The 16,063-nt window shown below is 64.9% G+C and carries 15 protein-coding genes; 7 read left to right on the top strand and 8 right to left on the bottom strand.

The window, feature by feature from the left end:
* Positions 1 to 142: 142 nt before the first annotated feature.
* Positions 143 to 1,024, bottom strand: coding sequence for a LysR family transcriptional regulator (locus ACGLHT_RS26850; protein WP_025338802.1), 882 nt, complete (start codon positions 1,022 to 1,024; stop codon positions 143 to 145).
* 108 nt (positions 1,025 to 1,132) lie between these two features.
* Here ACGLHT_RS26850 and argC point away from each other — a divergent pair, with 108 nt between their 5' ends.
* The gene (gene argC / locus ACGLHT_RS26845) at positions 1,133 to 2,074 is read left to right on the top strand and encodes an N-acetyl-gamma-glutamyl-phosphate reductase (protein ID WP_013973018.1); all 942 of its coding nucleotides are present in this window, start codon (positions 1,133 to 1,135) and stop codon (positions 2,072 to 2,074) included.
* A 79-nt stretch (positions 2,075 to 2,153) separates the two neighbouring features.
* Positions 2,154 to 2,840, top strand: coding sequence for a GNAT family N-acetyltransferase (locus tag ACGLHT_RS26840; RefSeq protein ID WP_025338801.1), 687 nt, complete (start codon positions 2,154 to 2,156; stop codon positions 2,838 to 2,840).
* A 244-nt stretch (positions 2,841 to 3,084) separates the two neighbouring features.
* Here the strand turns inward: ACGLHT_RS26840 and ACGLHT_RS26835 are convergent, their stop codons facing one another.
* From ACGLHT_RS26835 to ACGLHT_RS26815, 5 genes are all read right to left on the bottom strand, one after another.
* A complete protein-coding gene (locus ACGLHT_RS26835; protein WP_274120796.1) occupies positions 3,085 to 3,840 on the bottom strand; it encodes an ABC transporter permease in 756 nt (251 codons plus the stop codon).
* Complete coding sequence (locus ACGLHT_RS26830) at positions 3,840 to 5,045, bottom strand: ABC transporter substrate-binding protein (protein ID WP_085591593.1); 1,206 nt, start codon at positions 5,043 to 5,045, stop codon at positions 3,840 to 3,842. The genes ACGLHT_RS26835 and ACGLHT_RS26830 overlap by 1 nt, the downstream gene beginning before the upstream one ends.
* A complete protein-coding gene (locus ACGLHT_RS26825) occupies positions 5,032 to 5,853 on the bottom strand; it encodes an ABC transporter ATP-binding protein (RefSeq protein ID WP_025338798.1) in 822 nt (273 codons plus the stop codon). The genes ACGLHT_RS26830 and ACGLHT_RS26825 overlap by 14 nt, the downstream gene beginning before the upstream one ends.
* The gene (locus tag ACGLHT_RS26820; RefSeq protein ID WP_137163695.1) at positions 5,850 to 6,914 is read right to left on the bottom strand and encodes an acyl-CoA dehydrogenase family protein; all 1,065 of its coding nucleotides are present in this window, start codon (positions 6,912 to 6,914) and stop codon (positions 5,850 to 5,852) included. Before ACGLHT_RS26820 ends, ACGLHT_RS26825 begins: the two co-directional genes overlap by 4 nt.
* Before the next feature lie 99 nt (positions 6,915 to 7,013).
* Positions 7,014 to 7,574 (bottom strand): carboxymuconolactone decarboxylase family protein, encoded by a 561-nt coding sequence (locus tag ACGLHT_RS26815; protein ID WP_003259243.1) that lies wholly within the window; start codon positions 7,572 to 7,574, stop codon positions 7,014 to 7,016.
* A 102-nt stretch (positions 7,575 to 7,676) separates the two neighbouring features.
* On the opposite strand from ACGLHT_RS26815, the gene ACGLHT_RS26810 reads away from it, so the two are divergent.
* Complete coding sequence (locus tag ACGLHT_RS26810; RefSeq protein WP_274079124.1) at positions 7,677 to 8,588, top strand: AraC family transcriptional regulator; 912 nt, start codon at positions 7,677 to 7,679, stop codon at positions 8,586 to 8,588.
* Between the two features lie 118 nt (positions 8,589 to 8,706).
* Here the strand turns inward: ACGLHT_RS26810 and ACGLHT_RS26805 are convergent, their stop codons facing one another.
* Complete coding sequence (locus ACGLHT_RS26805; protein WP_003259245.1) at positions 8,707 to 9,246, bottom strand: Rrf2 family transcriptional regulator; 540 nt, start codon at positions 9,244 to 9,246, stop codon at positions 8,707 to 8,709.
* Positions 9,247 to 9,504: 258 nt separating this feature from the next.
* Between ACGLHT_RS26805 and ACGLHT_RS26800 the strand changes: the two genes are divergently transcribed.
* Both ACGLHT_RS26800 and ACGLHT_RS26795 read left to right on the top strand, forming a co-directional pair.
* Positions 9,505 to 10,707, top strand: coding sequence for an NAD(P)/FAD-dependent oxidoreductase (locus ACGLHT_RS26800; RefSeq protein ID WP_274120795.1), 1,203 nt, complete (start codon positions 9,505 to 9,507; stop codon positions 10,705 to 10,707).
* 234 nt (positions 10,708 to 10,941) lie between these two features.
* Positions 10,942 to 12,567, top strand: coding sequence for a methyl-accepting chemotaxis protein (locus ACGLHT_RS26795; protein WP_394520705.1), 1,626 nt, complete (start codon positions 10,942 to 10,944; stop codon positions 12,565 to 12,567).
* 137 nt (positions 12,568 to 12,704) lie between these two features.
* On the opposite strand, the gene ACGLHT_RS26790 is transcribed toward ACGLHT_RS26795, so the two are convergent.
* Positions 12,705 to 14,111: a cytosine permease gene (locus ACGLHT_RS26790; protein WP_274120793.1), complete on the bottom strand. Its 1,407-nt coding sequence runs from the start codon at positions 14,109 to 14,111 to the stop codon at positions 12,705 to 12,707.
* Positions 14,112 to 14,428: 317 nt separating this feature from the next.
* On the opposite strand from ACGLHT_RS26790, the gene ACGLHT_RS26785 reads away from it, so the two are divergent.
* Together ACGLHT_RS26785 and ACGLHT_RS26780 are read left to right on the top strand one after the other, a co-directional pair.
* Positions 14,429 to 14,914 carry a flavin reductase family protein gene (locus ACGLHT_RS26785; protein WP_274120792.1) on the top strand — a complete coding sequence of 162 codons (486 nt, stop codon included), beginning with the start codon at positions 14,429 to 14,431 and terminating at the stop codon, positions 14,912 to 14,914.
* 75 nt (positions 14,915 to 14,989) lie between these two features.
* Complete coding sequence (locus tag ACGLHT_RS26780) at positions 14,990 to 16,030, top strand: LLM class flavin-dependent oxidoreductase (protein WP_025338791.1); 1,041 nt, start codon at positions 14,990 to 14,992, stop codon at positions 16,028 to 16,030.
* Positions 16,031 to 16,063: the final 33 nt, after the last annotated feature.

The following is a 16,063-nucleotide window of genomic DNA, read 5'->3' as shown; positions in this document are numbered from 1 at the left end:
CCTCGCTGCCGTTGGCTTCTTAGAACGCCACCGTGGCACTGTGATGCCTCGGCGGGGGCGAGTCCATCGATTACAAGAGGTCGCGTTCCCTTGTAGGAGCGGCCTTGTGTCGCGAAAGGGCTGCAAAGCAGCCCCAGGGCCCTCACTGGCGCAACCGCTCCAACGCCTGCAACACATACCCCGTGGCCCGCTCCACCTGCCCTTCCCGGCAGGCAATGCCCAGTTGACGCCACAACCCCGGCCGCAGCGGCCGGCGGGCGATGCGCCGGTCCAGCTCGGCCGACTCCCCCTCCTGCGGCAGCAGCGTCGCCCCATACCCGGCCCCGACCAGGCTCTTGATCGCATCGTTGTAGTTCAGCTCGATTCGCGGCTCGGGGTACAACCCCGCTGCCGCGAACCACTCGCCGGTCACCCGCGAAAGCTGGGTGCTGCTGTCGTTGAGGATCAACGCCCGCTGCGCCAGCCAGGCCGGCGTGACCTTGGCCGGTGGCTGCCAGTCGGCCGGCACGTAGGCCAGGATCGGGTCGCGCCGCCAGGGCGTAACCGCAAGCCCTTTGCCGGCCACCTGTGGCAAGGCCACCAGGCCGATATCCAGCGTGCCCTCGCGCAAGCGCGCCAACGAGGCCTGGGAGGTCAGCACCTGTACCTGCACATCGATCCCCGGGTGCACCGTACGCAGGTGCTCCAGCGCCTGCGGCAGCAGGTGGGCGATGGCGCCGGTGGAAGCGCCCAGGCGCACCCGGCCGGTCAGGCCCTCGACCTGTCGGCGCACTTCATCCAGCGCAAGGTCGGCGTCGGCCAGCAGGCGACGGGCACGGGCCAGCAGGGTTTCGCCGATGACCGTGGGCCGCACCTGGCCACGGGTGCGGGTAAGCAACGGGGCGCCGATGCGCGCCTCCAGTTCGGCCACGTGCAGGCTGATGGTGGGCGGTGCCAGGTTGAGCTGGCGGGCGGCTTCGGCAAAGGAGCCCAGGTCGGAGATGACCACCAAGGTGCGGAGGCGATCGAGGCTGATTTCGCGCATGGGCCAAACTCATTCAGAAAAGATGAACATATCGATCATCATATTCAAATTTTCTTTACCAGAGCCACAAGCGAGCATAGGCCATCCCTCCCCGACCGGACTTCGACCATGCACACCCCTGTTGTCTTCATCGACGGTGACCAAGGCACCACCGGCCTGCAGATCCATGCCCGCCTGCAAGGCCGCAGCGATCTGCGCCTGCTGACCCTGCCCGAAGCCGAGCGCAAAGACCCGCAACGGCGCCGCGAGGCAATCAACAGCGCCGACATCGCCCTGCTGTGCCTGCCCGACGATGCCGCCCGCGAGGCCGTGGCGGCGATTCACAACCCGCAAGTGCGGGTGATCGACGCAAGCTCCGCGCACCGCACCAGCCCAGGCTGGGTCTATGGCCTGCCGGAGCTCGACGAGCAGCAAGCCGAGCGCATCGCGCACAGCAAGCGCGTCAGCAACCCCGGCTGCTACCCCACCGGCGCCATCGCCCTGTTGCGCCCACTGGTCAAGGCCGGCCTGCTGCCAGCGGATTACCCGCTGAACATCCACGCCATCTCCGGCTATTCCGGTGGCGGCCGCGCCGCAGTCGAACGGCATGAACAGCCCGCCGCCGGCAAAACCCCGGCCCTGCAACTGTACGGCCTGGAACTGGCGCACAAGCACGTGCCGGAAATCCAGCAGCACGCCGGGCTGTCGGCGCGGCCGATGTTCATGCCCGGCTACGGTGCCTACCGCCAAGGCATCGTGCTGAGCATCCCGCTGCAGTTGCGCCTGCTGCCCGGCCAGGTCAGTGCCGAACAGCTGCAGGCCTGCCTGCAGCAGCACTACCAGGGTGCCCGTCACGTCCAGCTGATGCCCCTGCACCAGCACGGCGCAGCGCCGAACCTCGACCCCGAGGCGTTGAACGACAGCAACGACCTGCGCCTGGCGCTTTACGCCAACCCTGAGCATGGCCAGGTGCTGCTGACCGCAGTGTTCGACAACCTCGGCAAAGGTGCCTCCGGTGCGGCGGTGCAAAACCTCGACCTGATGCTCGGTGCATTGCAGGTACAAGGCTGATCGGCAAAACCGGTTAGACTGTACAGCCCGCGCCTGCATGGCGCGGGCCGTCCATCTACCCGCCGGAGCCCGCCCCCCGATGTTCATCCTGAGCCGCCTCGACAGCGTGCCGCCTGAATCTTTCCAGAACCAGATCCGCGAACTGGTGATCCACCACGTCGGCGAACTGAGCAGTGTCGCCATCAGTGCCGACAACCCGCTGTACCCGCTGTATCAGTACGGCGTCGGCATGGAAGTGCACCAGTACCTGCAAGCACTGGACGGCACCCGCGGCCTGGCCGTGACGCTGACCCTGGCGCTGGATGCCGAGGCACCGGACCAATTGCTGGGGTTTGCCCTGTCGTTGCCGGCCGAGGACGACGAACAGGCGTGCGCCCTGGCGTTCCTGGCCGTGCGCGCCAGCCATCGTCGCCAGGGCATCGCCCGCGCCCTGCTGGGCGACCTGCAGGCACGCCATGCCTGCGTCGAGCTGAATGCCTTTGCCAGCCAGGTACCGTGGTTCGAGGCGATGGGCATGCAGGTGGTGGCCGCCAACGGGCCGCAGGTACTGATGAGCAGTACCGGGCGGGCTAGCGGCGCGCTGATCGGGCGGCTGGATATTGCGCCGATCTACCAGACGGCGGAAGTGATGCAGATCCATACCTACCTGCTCAACCAGCAGGGTGAGGATGCGATGATCGAAGCGGAGCAGATGCGGGATGAGCGACTGGACGAACTGACTGCTCAGGCTCAGGAGTGTGTACGGCAGCGCAAGACAGTGCATTGACCCAAGGGCCTGTGGGAGGTTGCCCAGCCCTTTGGGCTGCGCTGTCGCACAGATAACTGAATTCGCAAGCGATCCTCGTACCCTGTGGGAGCGGCTTTAGCCGCGAAGAATCCAACGCGGTGCATGGCACCGGCTGCGCCGGTGTTCGCGGCTAAAGCCGCTCCCACAGGGTCCCTGCTAATTCAATGAGTTATGTGCAGTTCCATGGGAGCGGGTTTAGCCGCGAAGAAGCCCCACTGGCCCCTCAGCCATGCACCCAACGCCGGTGCAGCCCACGCGCCAGGGCATCCAGCAAAAACCCCAGCACCCCGATCAGCAGCACCATTGCCATCAGCTCGGAATACGCCAGCCGGTCGCGGGTATCGAGAATGAAGTACCCCAGCCCCGCACTCACCCCAAGCATTTCGCACGGCACCAGCACGATCCACAGGATGCCGATGGCCAGGCGCACGCCGGTCAGCACATGGCCGATCACCCCGGGCACGATCACCTTGCACAAGGTCTCCCGGCGCGTGGCACTCAAACTGCGGCTCAACTGCAACCAGCGTGGGTCCAGCTGCCTTACCCCGGCCGCCGTGTTCAGCAGGATCGGCCACAACGCGGCAAACGCCAGCAGGAAGTAGATAGGCTGGTCCCCCACGCCCATCAGCATCACCACCACCGGCATCCACGACAGCGGCGAGATCATCCGCAGGAACTGGAACGCCGGTGTGGTCGCAGCCTCCAGGTGCCGGTAGCTGCCCACCAGCAAGCCCAGCGGCACGCCGATCAGCAGCGCCAGCAGCAGCCCGACCAGGATACGCTTGAGGCTCACCAAGATATGCCCGTACACCTCGCCCTGCCCCAGCAACTCGACCAGGCTGGCCAGGGTCGCTGCCGGCGAAAAGCGCGCCGACAGGCCATCGGCCTGGCCGAACAGCGCGACACCGGCCCACCACAACAGCAACAAACCCAGCAACCCGGCCAGCCCCAGGCCGGCATGAACGACATGCGTGCGCATCAGACCGCGAACTCCTCGCTACGCTCGAAGTTATCGGCAATGCCGAACACCGACGGCCCGCCAACGCTGGCGATGGCGTTGCGCACGAAGCGGTCGTCGACCAGGTCGCGGGCGGTCTGTGCCGGGTCCAGGCCGGCCAGGAACGCGCTGTCGCCCTCGATCAGGGTGGTTTTCAGGCGCTTGACCAGCTCTTCGGTGTAGCTAGGGAACGGGTAAGGCTGGAAATCGATGCGCTTTTCGTCCCACTGCTGGTGGCGAATGGCGCCACTGGCAATGTAACCGGCACGGTCCTCGGCGGCCGGGGCCAGCACTTTGCCGAGCACTGCTGGTTCATGCGGGGTGTACTTGTTGGGGCCGGCCTTGGACAACAATGCGGCGGCCTCGGCGCGGTGGTCACGGGTCCAGTGCTGGGCCTTGACGATGGCGTTGACCACCTTCTGCGACCACTCCGGGCGGTTGTTCAGGTCGTGCTCGTGCATGAACACCACGCAGCAGGCGTGGTTGCGCCACACATCGCCGGTAAAGCGCTGCACGCGGCCAACCTTGAGGTTCTCGGCCAGGGCGTTGAATGGCTCGGCGACGATATAGCCAGCGATGCGTTTGCTGGCCAGCGCCGGCGGCATGTCGGACGGCGGCAATACCAGCAGGTTGACTTCGTTGCCGGCCAGCGGCGCATTGGCCGGCTTCGACACCGGGGTCAGGCCGTTGTCGTTGAGCATCTGTTGCAGCACCACGTTGTGGATCGAGTACCAGAACGGGATGGCCACGGTCTTGCCGCCCAGCTGTTTCATGTCGCTGATGTCCGGGGCCACGGTCAGGCCTGAACCGCCCACGTGGTTCCAGGCCACCACCTTGGCCGGCACCTTGCTGCCGTAGCGGGCCCATACGGTCATCGGCGACAGCAGGTGGATGACGTTGACCTGGCCGGAGATGAACGCCTCGATCACCTGCGCCCAGCTGCGCAGCAGTACCGGGCGCTCGGCCTTGATGCCTTCGGCCTCGAACAGGCCGTTGTTGTGCGCCACCAGCAGCGGCGTGGCGTCAGTGATCGGCAGGTAGCCGATACGCACTGGCGCGTCCGGCTCGGCGGCGGCGCGGGCCTGCAGGCTCGACAGCAACGGCAGTGCTCCGGCGGCCGTGAGCATGGCGCCGAGCTTGAGGAAATCGCGACGCGAAGAAGAGGAACAGCAGTCATCCATGCACATGGACAGCCTCCGAGGGCAACGGGGTTGGGGTAGGTTCGACTGTGCGGCTTGCCCGCCGAAGGGTTTTGAGGATTTCGATGCGCAAGGCGCCCAGTTCCTCGACCCGCTGCGTCCGTGGTTGCGGCAGGTCGATGCGCCACTGGCCGAGGGTATGCGCTGGGTGGTTGCCCAGTAGCAGGACCCGGTCGGACAGCAGCAGGGCTTCGTCGATATCGTGGGTGATCAGCACCGCCGCCGTGTTGTGGGTGGCGATCAGTTGCAGCAGCAGTTGCTGCATGTCGGCCCGGGTCACTTCATCCAACGCGCCGAACGGCTCGTCGAGCAACAGCACTTCGGGCTGGCGGGCCAGGCATCGGGCCAGCGCGGTGCGCTGGGCCATGCCGCCGGACAACTGCGCCGGGTACTGGCCGCGAGCATGGGCCAGGCCCACGGCGGCAATCGCATGGTCGATGCGTGCGCGCCGTTCGGCGGCGGCAAGTTTTGGCTGGCGGGCGAAGTCCAGGCCGAAGGCGACGTTCTTCTCCAGGCTCAGCCAGGGCAACAGGCTCGGGTCCTGGAAGGCCACCGCCAGGCGTGGGTGCGGGCCCTGCAGCGGCTGGCCGTGCAGGGTCACGCTGCCACCGCGGGGCTGCTGCAGGCCGGCCAGTACCCGCAGCAGGCTGGACTTGCCGACCCCGCTGGGGCCGAGGATGGTCACCACTTCGCCAGGGGCCAGCTGCAGGTCGAACTGCGCCAGCACCGCCTGCCAGCCACCCTCGCGCGGGTAGCCCAGGCTGATGTCGCGGGCTTCGAGCAACACTTGGCTCATGCCGCGCCCGCCTGGCGTTGCAGTTCGGCGCGCAGTTGCACCAGGCTGGGCGTGACGATCGGCACGAAGGCCGACTCGCGCCAGCGGCGGGCAAAGCCTTCGCCGTACTCGCTGAGGTAGGCCTTGCCACCACTGGCCTGCAACTCCAGTTGCACGGCGTCGGCAGCGCTTTCGGCCAGGGTGATGCGCAGCTTGAACAAGGCTGCCGGCTGCTGCTGGAAGCGGCCATCGAGCAGGCCCTGCTTGAGCTCGCTCACGGTGTTTTCCAGGCGCTCGCCGAGCACCTGGCGTGCTTCGTCGAGGAACGAGGCACGGCCATGCAGGTGTGCCTGCACTTCCGCCAGCGCCCGCCGCGCCAGGCCAATGGCCATGCCGCACTGCAGCGCCAGGAACGCCGGGCGTACCCGGGGCAGGAACTCACGGGCATTTTCGTGCAGCAACCAGCCACGCTGCAATTGCACCTGGTGGAAGGCCAGTGCCGCGGTGTTGCTCGACTGCAGGCCCATCAGTTGCAGGTCGTCGGAGCGCTCCAGGCCCTGCGCGTCGGACGGAATGGCTAGCACGAACGGTGCACCACCGGCTTCGTCTTCGATAGCCGCAGCCACCACGAAGCCGCTTTTGCGCAGGTTGGTCACCCAGTGCAGGCGACCTTCCAGCTGCCAGCCATCGGCTTGCGGGCACCCGCGCACCTGCAACGCTTCGATGCCGGACAGGAACTTCATGGCGTTGGACAGCCCGGTGGCGCCGGCCAGTTCGCCAGTCAGCAGGCGCGGCAGCAGGCGCTCGCGCAGGGGCTGGTTGGGGCTGTGCAACAGGTATTCGATGAAGGCGCGCTGGCCCCAGCAGACGAACGCCGCTGCCAGCGAGCGGCTGGCGATTGCGGCAATGGCCTCGACCGCGTCGGTCACCTGCCCGCCCGTGCCGCCCAGGGCCGGGTCGACACCGACCCGCAGCAGCTGCGATTCGGCGATTTGCGCCAGCACCAGCTGCGGCTCGCACTGGCCGCGGTCAATGGCCTCGGCATTGGCATCCAGCCAGTGTCGAAATGCACAATCTTGCATGGTCTTGCTCCTTTGAAAACGCCGGGGCCGCTTGGCGGCCCATTCGCGGCACAAGGCCGCTCCTACAACGATCGCGGTACGACCGGTGTCACGCGCGGATCATGCAGAAGGTTGCCAGCGGTACTTGCCGAGCTCGTCATTGAGCGGCGTCTGGGCGAACACATTAGCAAAGTTGCACAGGGTTGCGAGGCTCACGCCCAGAATCACCTCCAGGGCGTTGCCTTCGCTGAAACCGGCTGCGCGGAAGGCCTGGTAAGTGGCCTCGCTGACATTGCCACGGGTGGCGATGACTTCGCGGGCGAACGCGGCCAGGGTTTCATACCGGGCATCGGGCAGCTCGCCACGGGCACGCAGGGCATCGACCACCTCCTGCGGCAGCTTGGCCTTGTTCAGGGCCACGGCCGTGTGGCCGGCCACGCAGAAGTCACAGCCATGCTGGGTGGCGGCAATCAGCTGCACCACTTCACGCTCGGCCAGGCTAAGTTCGGCTTTGCCGTTGAGTGCCGAAACGGTCACGTAGGTTTCCAGCGCCGCCGGGGCATTGGCCAGCACGCCCAGCAGGTTGGGGATGAAGCCGGAATTCTTCTGGGCGTTCTCGAGGAACGGACGGGCCGCTTCCGGGGCGCTCTGCAGCGTGTGTAAAGTAATGCGCGAGGACATGGAGTGGTCTCCTTTGATGGGTGTCACTACAGTCTGTTGGTTATAAGAACTACCCTCCATATTCATCAGTCGCCTTTCCTTGCTCTTGAGTCTTTGCATTAGATGATTTCGTCCAGCCACCTTGTCGATTGGTTATTAGAGGGCCTGGAGCTCGATGCCAGCCTGTTCCATGTGGGCCGCTACTGCGGCGGCTGGCACGCCAGCACCCAAGGCATGGGCCGGGCCAGTTTCCACCTGGTGGTGCAAGGGCATTGCTGGCTGCACATCGACGGCCAGCCCGAGGCTCTGCGCCTGGAGGCCGGCGATGCGGTGTTCCTGCTGCGCGACCTCGGCTATCGCCTGGCCAGCGACCAGGACCCGGCCAGTGCCTGCGCCCAGCCACGCCAGCACATGCAGGCCATGGACGCCGATGCGGTCGATGGCGTGGGGCTGGTATGTGGTTTCTTCCACTTCAGGCCGGGCTTGTCGGCGCTGATCGTCGACGGCCTGGCCGACTGGATATTGCTGCGCGCCGATGAACCGGCCGGGCATGCGGCGCGGGCATTGTTCGAGCTGATCCTGGAGGAATGCCGGCGCGCCACCGGGCCGTCACAGGCGTTGCTGGAGCGGCTGACGCACTTGTTATTCCTGTATGTGCTGCGCCAGCAGGTGCATGCCGGGCAATCGCTGGGCGGGCTGGTAGCCCTCGCCCGGCAACCGGCGTTTGCCGGGTTGCTGGAGCAGCTGATCGAGCAACCGGGGCAAGCGTGGACGCTGGAAAGCATGGCCGCCTGCACCGGGTTGTCGCGGTCAGCGTTTTTCAAGCGTTTCAATGAACTGGCGGGGCAGTCGCCGGGGCAAGTACTGCTGGCGTTGCGCATGCGCCATGCCAGCCAGTTGCTGCGGGCGGGGCATACCGTGGAGCAGGTCGGGGCACAGGTGGGGTATCAGTCGGTGGCGGCGTTTACCCGGGCGTTCGCCAAGGCGGTGGGGGTGCAGCCGGGGGCGTATCGGCGGCAGCATGAGGGGCGTTAGCCTACACTGGCCTCTTCGCGGGTGAACCCGCTCCCACAGGGATATCAAAATCTCTGGAACTTGTGGGGTACCTGTGGGAGCGGGTTTACCCGCGAAGAGGCCGGCACTGGCAGCAGATTCAGACCTGACTGACCGGAATATCCCCTGCCCCTTTACCCTCCCGCCGCTCACCCATCCAGGCATTGACCTTCTGCCCGAACTCGGCCGGCGCCTTGCGCCCGAACCGCCGCGCCAGATCAAGGATGGTCTGCTGCGCCAGGGCCTCTTCCATGCGCTTCTGCGCACCCAGCATCACCGCATGGATCGCGCAGGTGCCCTCGGTCGCCCAACCCGGCGGCGAACCCTCGAACAGGCTGCAACGCTCGCGAACTTCGCGGCAGTCGAAGATCTTCTTTGGCCCATCGATGGCATTGACGATATCCAGCACGGTGATTTCATCCGACGGCCGCGCCAGTCGGAAGCCGCCACGCACGCCCTCGGTGGCGGCCACCAGCCCGGCACGAGCCAGCTTGGTAAAGACCTTGGCCAGGTACTCCTGCGGTACACCCTGCAACTCCGCCAGGTCGCGCACGCTGGACTCGCGCGAGTCGCCCCGCTCGTCCACCAGGAACAGCAGGCAATGGATACCGTATTCGACGCCAGCACTGTAGAGCGACATATCTATCTCCGACCAATCTTGTCGCAAATAATACGCCGATAGCATCCGCACCGCAAAGCGCAAAGCTGCCACCGGTCGGCCTTGTTTTTCCCTTAAGCCCAGTAAATACAGCTATTCGAGCCGCGAAATGGTGATGCGGAGTGTCGGCATGTGGAAAAAAAGACTTGCACGCACAAACTACGATCAATACAGTCGTAGTTATTCGAGAGGCACACAACCCGCCCTCGAAGTCCCTTTCGAACCTTGCGGAGCACCTTCATGAAATCGAACATCCTCATCATCGGTGCCGGCTTTGCCGGTGTATGGAGCGCCCTGAGCGCTGCGCGCCTGCTCGATCAGGCCCAGCGTGCCGACATCAACATCAGCGTCCTCGCTCCGCAGCCTGAACTGCGCATCCGCCCGCGCTTCTACGAGGCCGACGTGCACGGCATGAAGGCCCCGCTGGGCGAGCTGTTCGAAGCCGTGGGCATTCACTTCATTCCGGGCAACGCCGACAGCATCGATACCGAAGAGCGCAGCGTCAGCTACACCGACGCCCAGGGGCACCGGCAACAGATCGCCTACGACCGCCTGATCCTTGCCGCCGGCAGCCAGGTCGCACGCCCGGCAGTGCCTGGCCTGGCCGAACATGCATTCGATGTCGACCAGATGGAATCGGCCATGCGCCTGGAACAGCACCTGGTCGGCCTGGCCGCCCAGCCCGCTTCGCCTGCACGCAACACCGTGGTGGTCTGCGGTGGTGGCTTCACGGGTATCGAAACCGCTACGGAAATGCCTGCCCGCCTGCGTGCCATCCTCGGTGCCAGTGCAGCGGTGCGGGTGGTGGTGGTCGACCGTGGTGCGCAAGTTGGTGCGGCGCTGGGCGCGGGTATCACGCCGTCGATCATCGCCGCCTGCGAACAGGCCGGGGTCGAGTGGAAGGCGGGGGCTTCGGTGGTGGCTGTCGATGCCGGTGGCGTTACCCTGGAAAACGGCGAGCATATCGCCAGCAACACCGTGATCTGGACCGTTGGCGTGAAGGCCAGCCCGCTGACCGCACAGGTTGCCGGCGAGCGCGACAACTTCGGCCGGCTGAAAGTGGACGGCCACCTGAAGGTGCTGGGCCAGGACCATGTGTACGCCACGGGCGACACCGCCTGGGCCGCTGTGGACGAGCTGGGCAACCACGCCCTGATGACCTGCCAGCACGCCATCCCCATGGGCCGTCACTCCGGCAACAACGCCGCGGCCGACCTGCTCGGCCTGCAGCCGGTGGTGTACCGCCAGCCCAAGTACGTCACCTGCCTGGACCTGGGCGAATGGGGCGCGACGTTCAGCGAGGGTTGGGAGCGCGAACTGAAGCTGCACGGCCAGGAAGGCAAAGACCTCAAGCGCCAGATCAACTCGGTGTGGATCTACCCGCCAGCGGCTGATCGCGCCTTGGCACTGGCCGCTGCCGACCCGCTGATCGCGATCGTCTGACCGCAGCAAACTGACAAAACCGCCACCTGTTGGCGGTTTTGTCTTTTGATGTCATGACATGAAATGACTGTCCGAAGATGATGGCCATATGGCATCATTCAAATCAAAAAGAATTCAAGAGGGTGAAGCACACAACTGAATCCGCAGCGCTCCCAGAGCCTGGCGCCACACCCGGTGACCCGGCCATCCGCCCAAGCTCCTGAGGGCCTGCACGCCACCGTCAAGGAGGATGTCATGCAATTAAGGAATTTGAAGATCGGCATTCGCGCTGCCTGCGTGTTCGCCCTGTTGGGTATCCTGGTCCTGTTCATGGGCCTTGCCGCACTTTATGAAACTCGGCAGATGGACAAGGCCACGGACGAAATCCGGGTCAACTGGATGCCCGCCGTGGTGGCCCTGAGCGAAATCAGCAGCAACCTTGGCCGTGCCCGCGCCCTCACCCTGCGTACCGCACTGGACGACAACCCCAGCGAACGCAGCCGCAACCTGCAGTTGCTCGACGACACCAATGCCGAGATGAAGGATGGCCTGAAGGCATACGAAGGTACCATCACCGCCGCCGATGACCGCGCCCTGTTCGACGCCTTCAATAGCGCGCACCAGCAATACCTCGAGCTGCAAGCACGCGTACTGCAGGACATTGTTGCTGGCCGCATGGAGGCCGCCAGGCAGCAGATCAACGGCCCCCTGACCCAACGCGCCGACAGCATGATGCAGGCCATGGCGGCGCTGATCGCCTACAACGGCAAAGGTGCCGAACAGGCCTCGCAGCTCAGCAGCGACGTGGCTGACGAAGCGTTCACCGCGATCATTGTCTCGCTGCTGGTGATCATGCTGGCCCTGGTCGCCATTGCCACCCTGCTCACTCGCAGTATCGTCGTGCCGCTGGCCGATGCGGTGAGCGTGGCCGAACGCGTGGCGACCGGCGACCTGACCCAGGACATCCGTGTAATCGGCCGCGACGAGCCAGCCTTGCTGCTGCGCGCCCTGGGCCGCATGCAGAGCAGCCTGCGCGACACCATCCGCAAGATCGCCGCCTCGTCCGACCAGTTGGCCTCGGCTTCGGAGGAACTGCACACCGTCACCGAAGACACCAGCCGCGGCCTGCACCAGCAAAGCGCGGAGATCGACCAGGCGGCCACCGCCGTCAACCAGATGACTGCGGCGGTCGAGGAAGTGGCGAACAATGCCGTCAGCACCGCCGACGCCTCGAAGGGCGCCGACCAGACCACCCGTGATGGCCGCGACCGGGTCAACCAGGCGCTGGCGTCCATCCAGCATCTGGTGGCTGACGTGACCGGTACCTCGACCGAGATCGAACAGCTGGCCAACAATGCCAACGAGATCAGCCGCGTGCTGGACGTGATTGGCGCGATTGCCGGGCAGACCAACCTGCTGGCGCTGAATGCCGCCATCGAAGCGGCCCGCGCCGGCGAGGCGGGCCGTGGCTTTGCCGTGGTGGCCGATGAGGTACGCGCCCTCGCCCACCGTACCCAGCAGTCGACCGCCGAGATCGAGCAGATGATTGCCGGGATCCAGAACGGTACCGAGCGGGCGGTGACGGCGATGCACAGCAGCCAGGGCCGCGCCAGCGGCACGCTGGAGGTGGCGCAAGGCGCCGGTCAGGCGCTGGAGGTGATTGCCGAGGCGATTGCCTCGATCAACCAGCGTAACCTGGTCATTGCCAGCGCCTCGGAGGAACAGGCGCAGGTGGCGCGGGAGGTGGACCGCAACCTGGTGAACATTCGCGACCTGGCGATGCAGACATCGGCGGGGGCAAACCAGACCAGTGCGGCGGCGCAGGATCTGTCGCGGTTGGCGGTGGACCTGAATGGCTTGGTGGCACAGTTCAAGGTTTGAGCTGAAATAGCCGGGGCCGCGTTGCGGCCCATTCGCAGCACAAGGCTGCTCCTACATGCAACGCGATTCCTTTGTAGGAGCAGCCTTGCGCTGCGAATGGGCTGCAAAGCAGCCCCTGTTACAGCAACAACGCTCTATCAGTCATTGACACTCACAACCCGCCCCGCCTTCTCGGCAGCCTTGCCCCGGGTCGCCAGGCAGTAATACAGCGGCACCGTCACCAGCAGGCCGAATAGCCACGACAGGTCAGCCCCTTCGACGATATTGGAATACGGCCCCACATACAGCGACGTATTGGCAAACGGCAGCTGCACCAGGATGCCGCAGGCATAGGCAATGATCGCGTGGTGGTTGAAGCGGCCATAGATGCCGCCGTCGGCACTGAAGATCGAGGCGATGTCGTACTGGCCCTTCTTGATCAGGTAGAAGTCGATCAGGTTGATCGACGCCCACGGCACCAGCACCAGCAGCAGTGCCAGGATCAGGCCGATGAACTGGCCGATGAAGTCCGCCGAGGCATTCAGCGCGACCATGCCGCAGCCCATCAGAATCACCGCAGCCAGCACCACCCGCACCTTGATGCTCGGCGTCCACTCGGCGATGAAGGTCTGGATCGCGGTCACGATCGACAGCACCGCGCCATACAGGTTGAGGGCGTTGTGGCTGATGATGTTGAGCAGGAACAGCACCATCAGGATCGGGCCCAGCCAGCCGGTGGCCTGCTTGACAGCGTCCATCGCATCGGTGCCTTCCGGCACGCACAGCACCGCCACCGCACCAAAGCTGAAGCACAGGATGGTGCCCAGGGTAGCGCCGAAGTAGGTGGCCCAGAACGGCTTGGCAATGCCCACTTCACGCGGCAGGTAGCGCGAGTAGTCGGAGGTATACGGCGAGAAGCTGATCTGCCAGATGGTGCCCAGCGACACGGTGGCGATGAAGCCCGACAGGTTGAACGCGCCACGGCTGAAGAAGTCGGCCGGCAGTTCCTGGGCGAACATCATGATGAAACCGGCCAGCAACGCCGAACCCATCACCCAGGTACCGATGCGGTTGAGGATGTGGATGAAGCGGTAGCCGATCACGCCAATGGCGGTGGCACTCAGCGCACCGATCACGATCGCGCCCGGCATCGGCACGCTCGGGGTGATGCCGTGGATGGTCTTGCCCGCCAGGACGATGTTGGAAATGAAGAAACCGACATAGATCAGCGCGGTGAAGAACACGATCAGCAAGGCGCCGTAGCGGCCGAACTGGCCACGGCTCTGCACCATTTGCGGAATGCCCAGCTGCGGTCCCTGCGCAGAAGCAAGGGCAATGACCACGCCCCCGACCAGATGGCCCAGCACGATGGCGACCAGGCCCCATAACAGGTTCAGGTGGAACACCTGGACCACCATGGCGCCGGTGACGATGGGCAGTGGCGCGATGTTGGTACTGAACCAGAGGGTGAACAGGTCGCGCGCCTTCCCGTGGCGCTCGGCAGGTGGAACGTAATCGACCGTGTGATTCTCGACAAACTGGTGTTGCGACGACGGTTGGGACATAGGATTCAGCTCGAAAGGTCGTTTTTATCTTTGTAAGGAAACCGCATCTAGGCGGCCTCTCAGCTGCGGACCATACTATGGTATTCCAAACTTTTGACAACACTGATCCGTAGGAAAAAACGCCCACTGATCCGCTCGCGCAACCCCTGCGGCAAACCGCCTCACCGCTCAAAGCCACGGTATACGAGGGCTTGAGCCGTTCATCGCGCAATACCCTCGCTTGAAAATTCCGCTTGCAAAATAGGTATTACGGTATACCATCAGACACATCAACGATAAAAACCGCGGACCACCGCAGCCCTATAGAGGTACACCAGATGATCGACGCAACCGTCTACAAGCATGTCCTGGGCTCCTTCCCGTCCGGCGTTACCGTCATCACCACCCTGGACGACGATGGCTCGGTCGTCGGCCTGACCGCCAGCGCCTTCTCCTCCCTGTCGATGGACCCGCCGCTGGTGCTGTTCTGCCCCAACTACACCTCCGACTCCTACCCCGTGCTGATCCGGCAGAAGCGCTTCGCCATTCATCTGTTGTCCGGTGAACAGCAGGCCGAAGCCTATGCGTTCGCCAAGAAGGGCAAGGACAAGGCCAGTGGCATCGAGTGGACCCTGAGTGAACTGGGCAACCCGATCCTGGCCGGTGCCACCGCGGTCATCGAATGCGAACTGTGGCGCGAATACGAAGGTGGCGACCACGCCATCATGGTCGGCAAGGTGCACAACCTGATCGTCCCTGAAGAGGCGCCACGGCCGATGGTGTACTGCCGCGGCAAGATGGCCAGCCTGCCGGCCTTTGCCTGAAGCCTATTCTGAATCGAGACCGCTGGTGCCAACCCTGCCAGGCGCCAGCCCCTTTCAAGCGTTGAGGAAAGCCCCATGAAATTTTCGTTGTTCGTGCACATGGAACGTTGGGATGAACAGGTCAGCCACCGCCAGCTGTTCGAAGACCTGACCGAACTGACCCTGATGGCCGAGAACGGCGGTTTCAGCACCGTGTGGATCGGCGAACACCACGCCATGGAATACACCATTTCGCCAAGCCCGATGCCGCTGCTGGCCTACCTGGCTGCGCGCACCGACAAGATCCGCCTGGGCGCCGGCACCATCATCGCGCCGTTCTGGAACCCGATCCGCGTGGCGGGCGAATGCGCCCTGCTCGACGTGATCAGCAATGGCCGCATGGAAGTGGGCCTGGCGCGTGGCGCCTACCAGTTCGAATTCGACCGCATGGCAGGCGGCATGCCGGCCACCGACGGCGGCAAGGCCCTGCGCGAAATGGTGCCGGTGGTGCGCAAGCTGTGGGAAGGCGACTACGCCCATGACGGCGAGGTCTACAAGTTCCCCACCTCCACCAGCGTGCCGAAGCCGTTCAACGCCACCCCACCGATGTGGATCGCCGCCCGCGACCCGGACTCGCACAACTTCGCCGTGGCCAATGGCTGCAACGTCATGGTCACCCCGCTGATGAAGGGTGACGAGGAAGTGCTGGACCTGAAGAACAAGTTCCAGGCTGCCCTGGACAACAACCCGGGCGTGCCGCGCCCGCAACTGATGGTGCTGCGCCACACCCACGTGCACAGCCCGGCCGAGCCGGAAGGCTGGAAGGTCGGCGCCCAGGCCATCTCGCGCTTCTACCGCACCTTCGATGCCTGGTTCGGCAACAAGACCACCCCGGTCAACGGCTTCCTCGAGCCGAGCCCGGAATCGAAGTTCGCCGAAGTGCCGGCGTTCGAGCTGGAGAACATCCGCAAAAACACCATGATCGGCACGCCGGAAGAGATCATCGCGCGTATCAAGTACTACCAGGAACTTGGCGTCGACGAGTTCAGCTTCTGGTGCGACAACAGCCTGCCCCACGCCGAGAAGAAGAAATCGCTGGAGCTGTTCATCAAGGAAGTGGTGCCGGCGTTCGCCTGATTTCCCATTACCTGAAACATTGCGGGACGCGCC

This window comes from Pseudomonas sp. PsB, assembly GCF_043658375.1.
Taxonomy (GTDB): domain Bacteria; phylum Pseudomonadota; class Gammaproteobacteria; order Pseudomonadales; family Pseudomonadaceae; genus Aquipseudomonas; species Aquipseudomonas putida_Z.
This window is presented reverse-complemented; position numbering and strand designations above follow the sequence as displayed.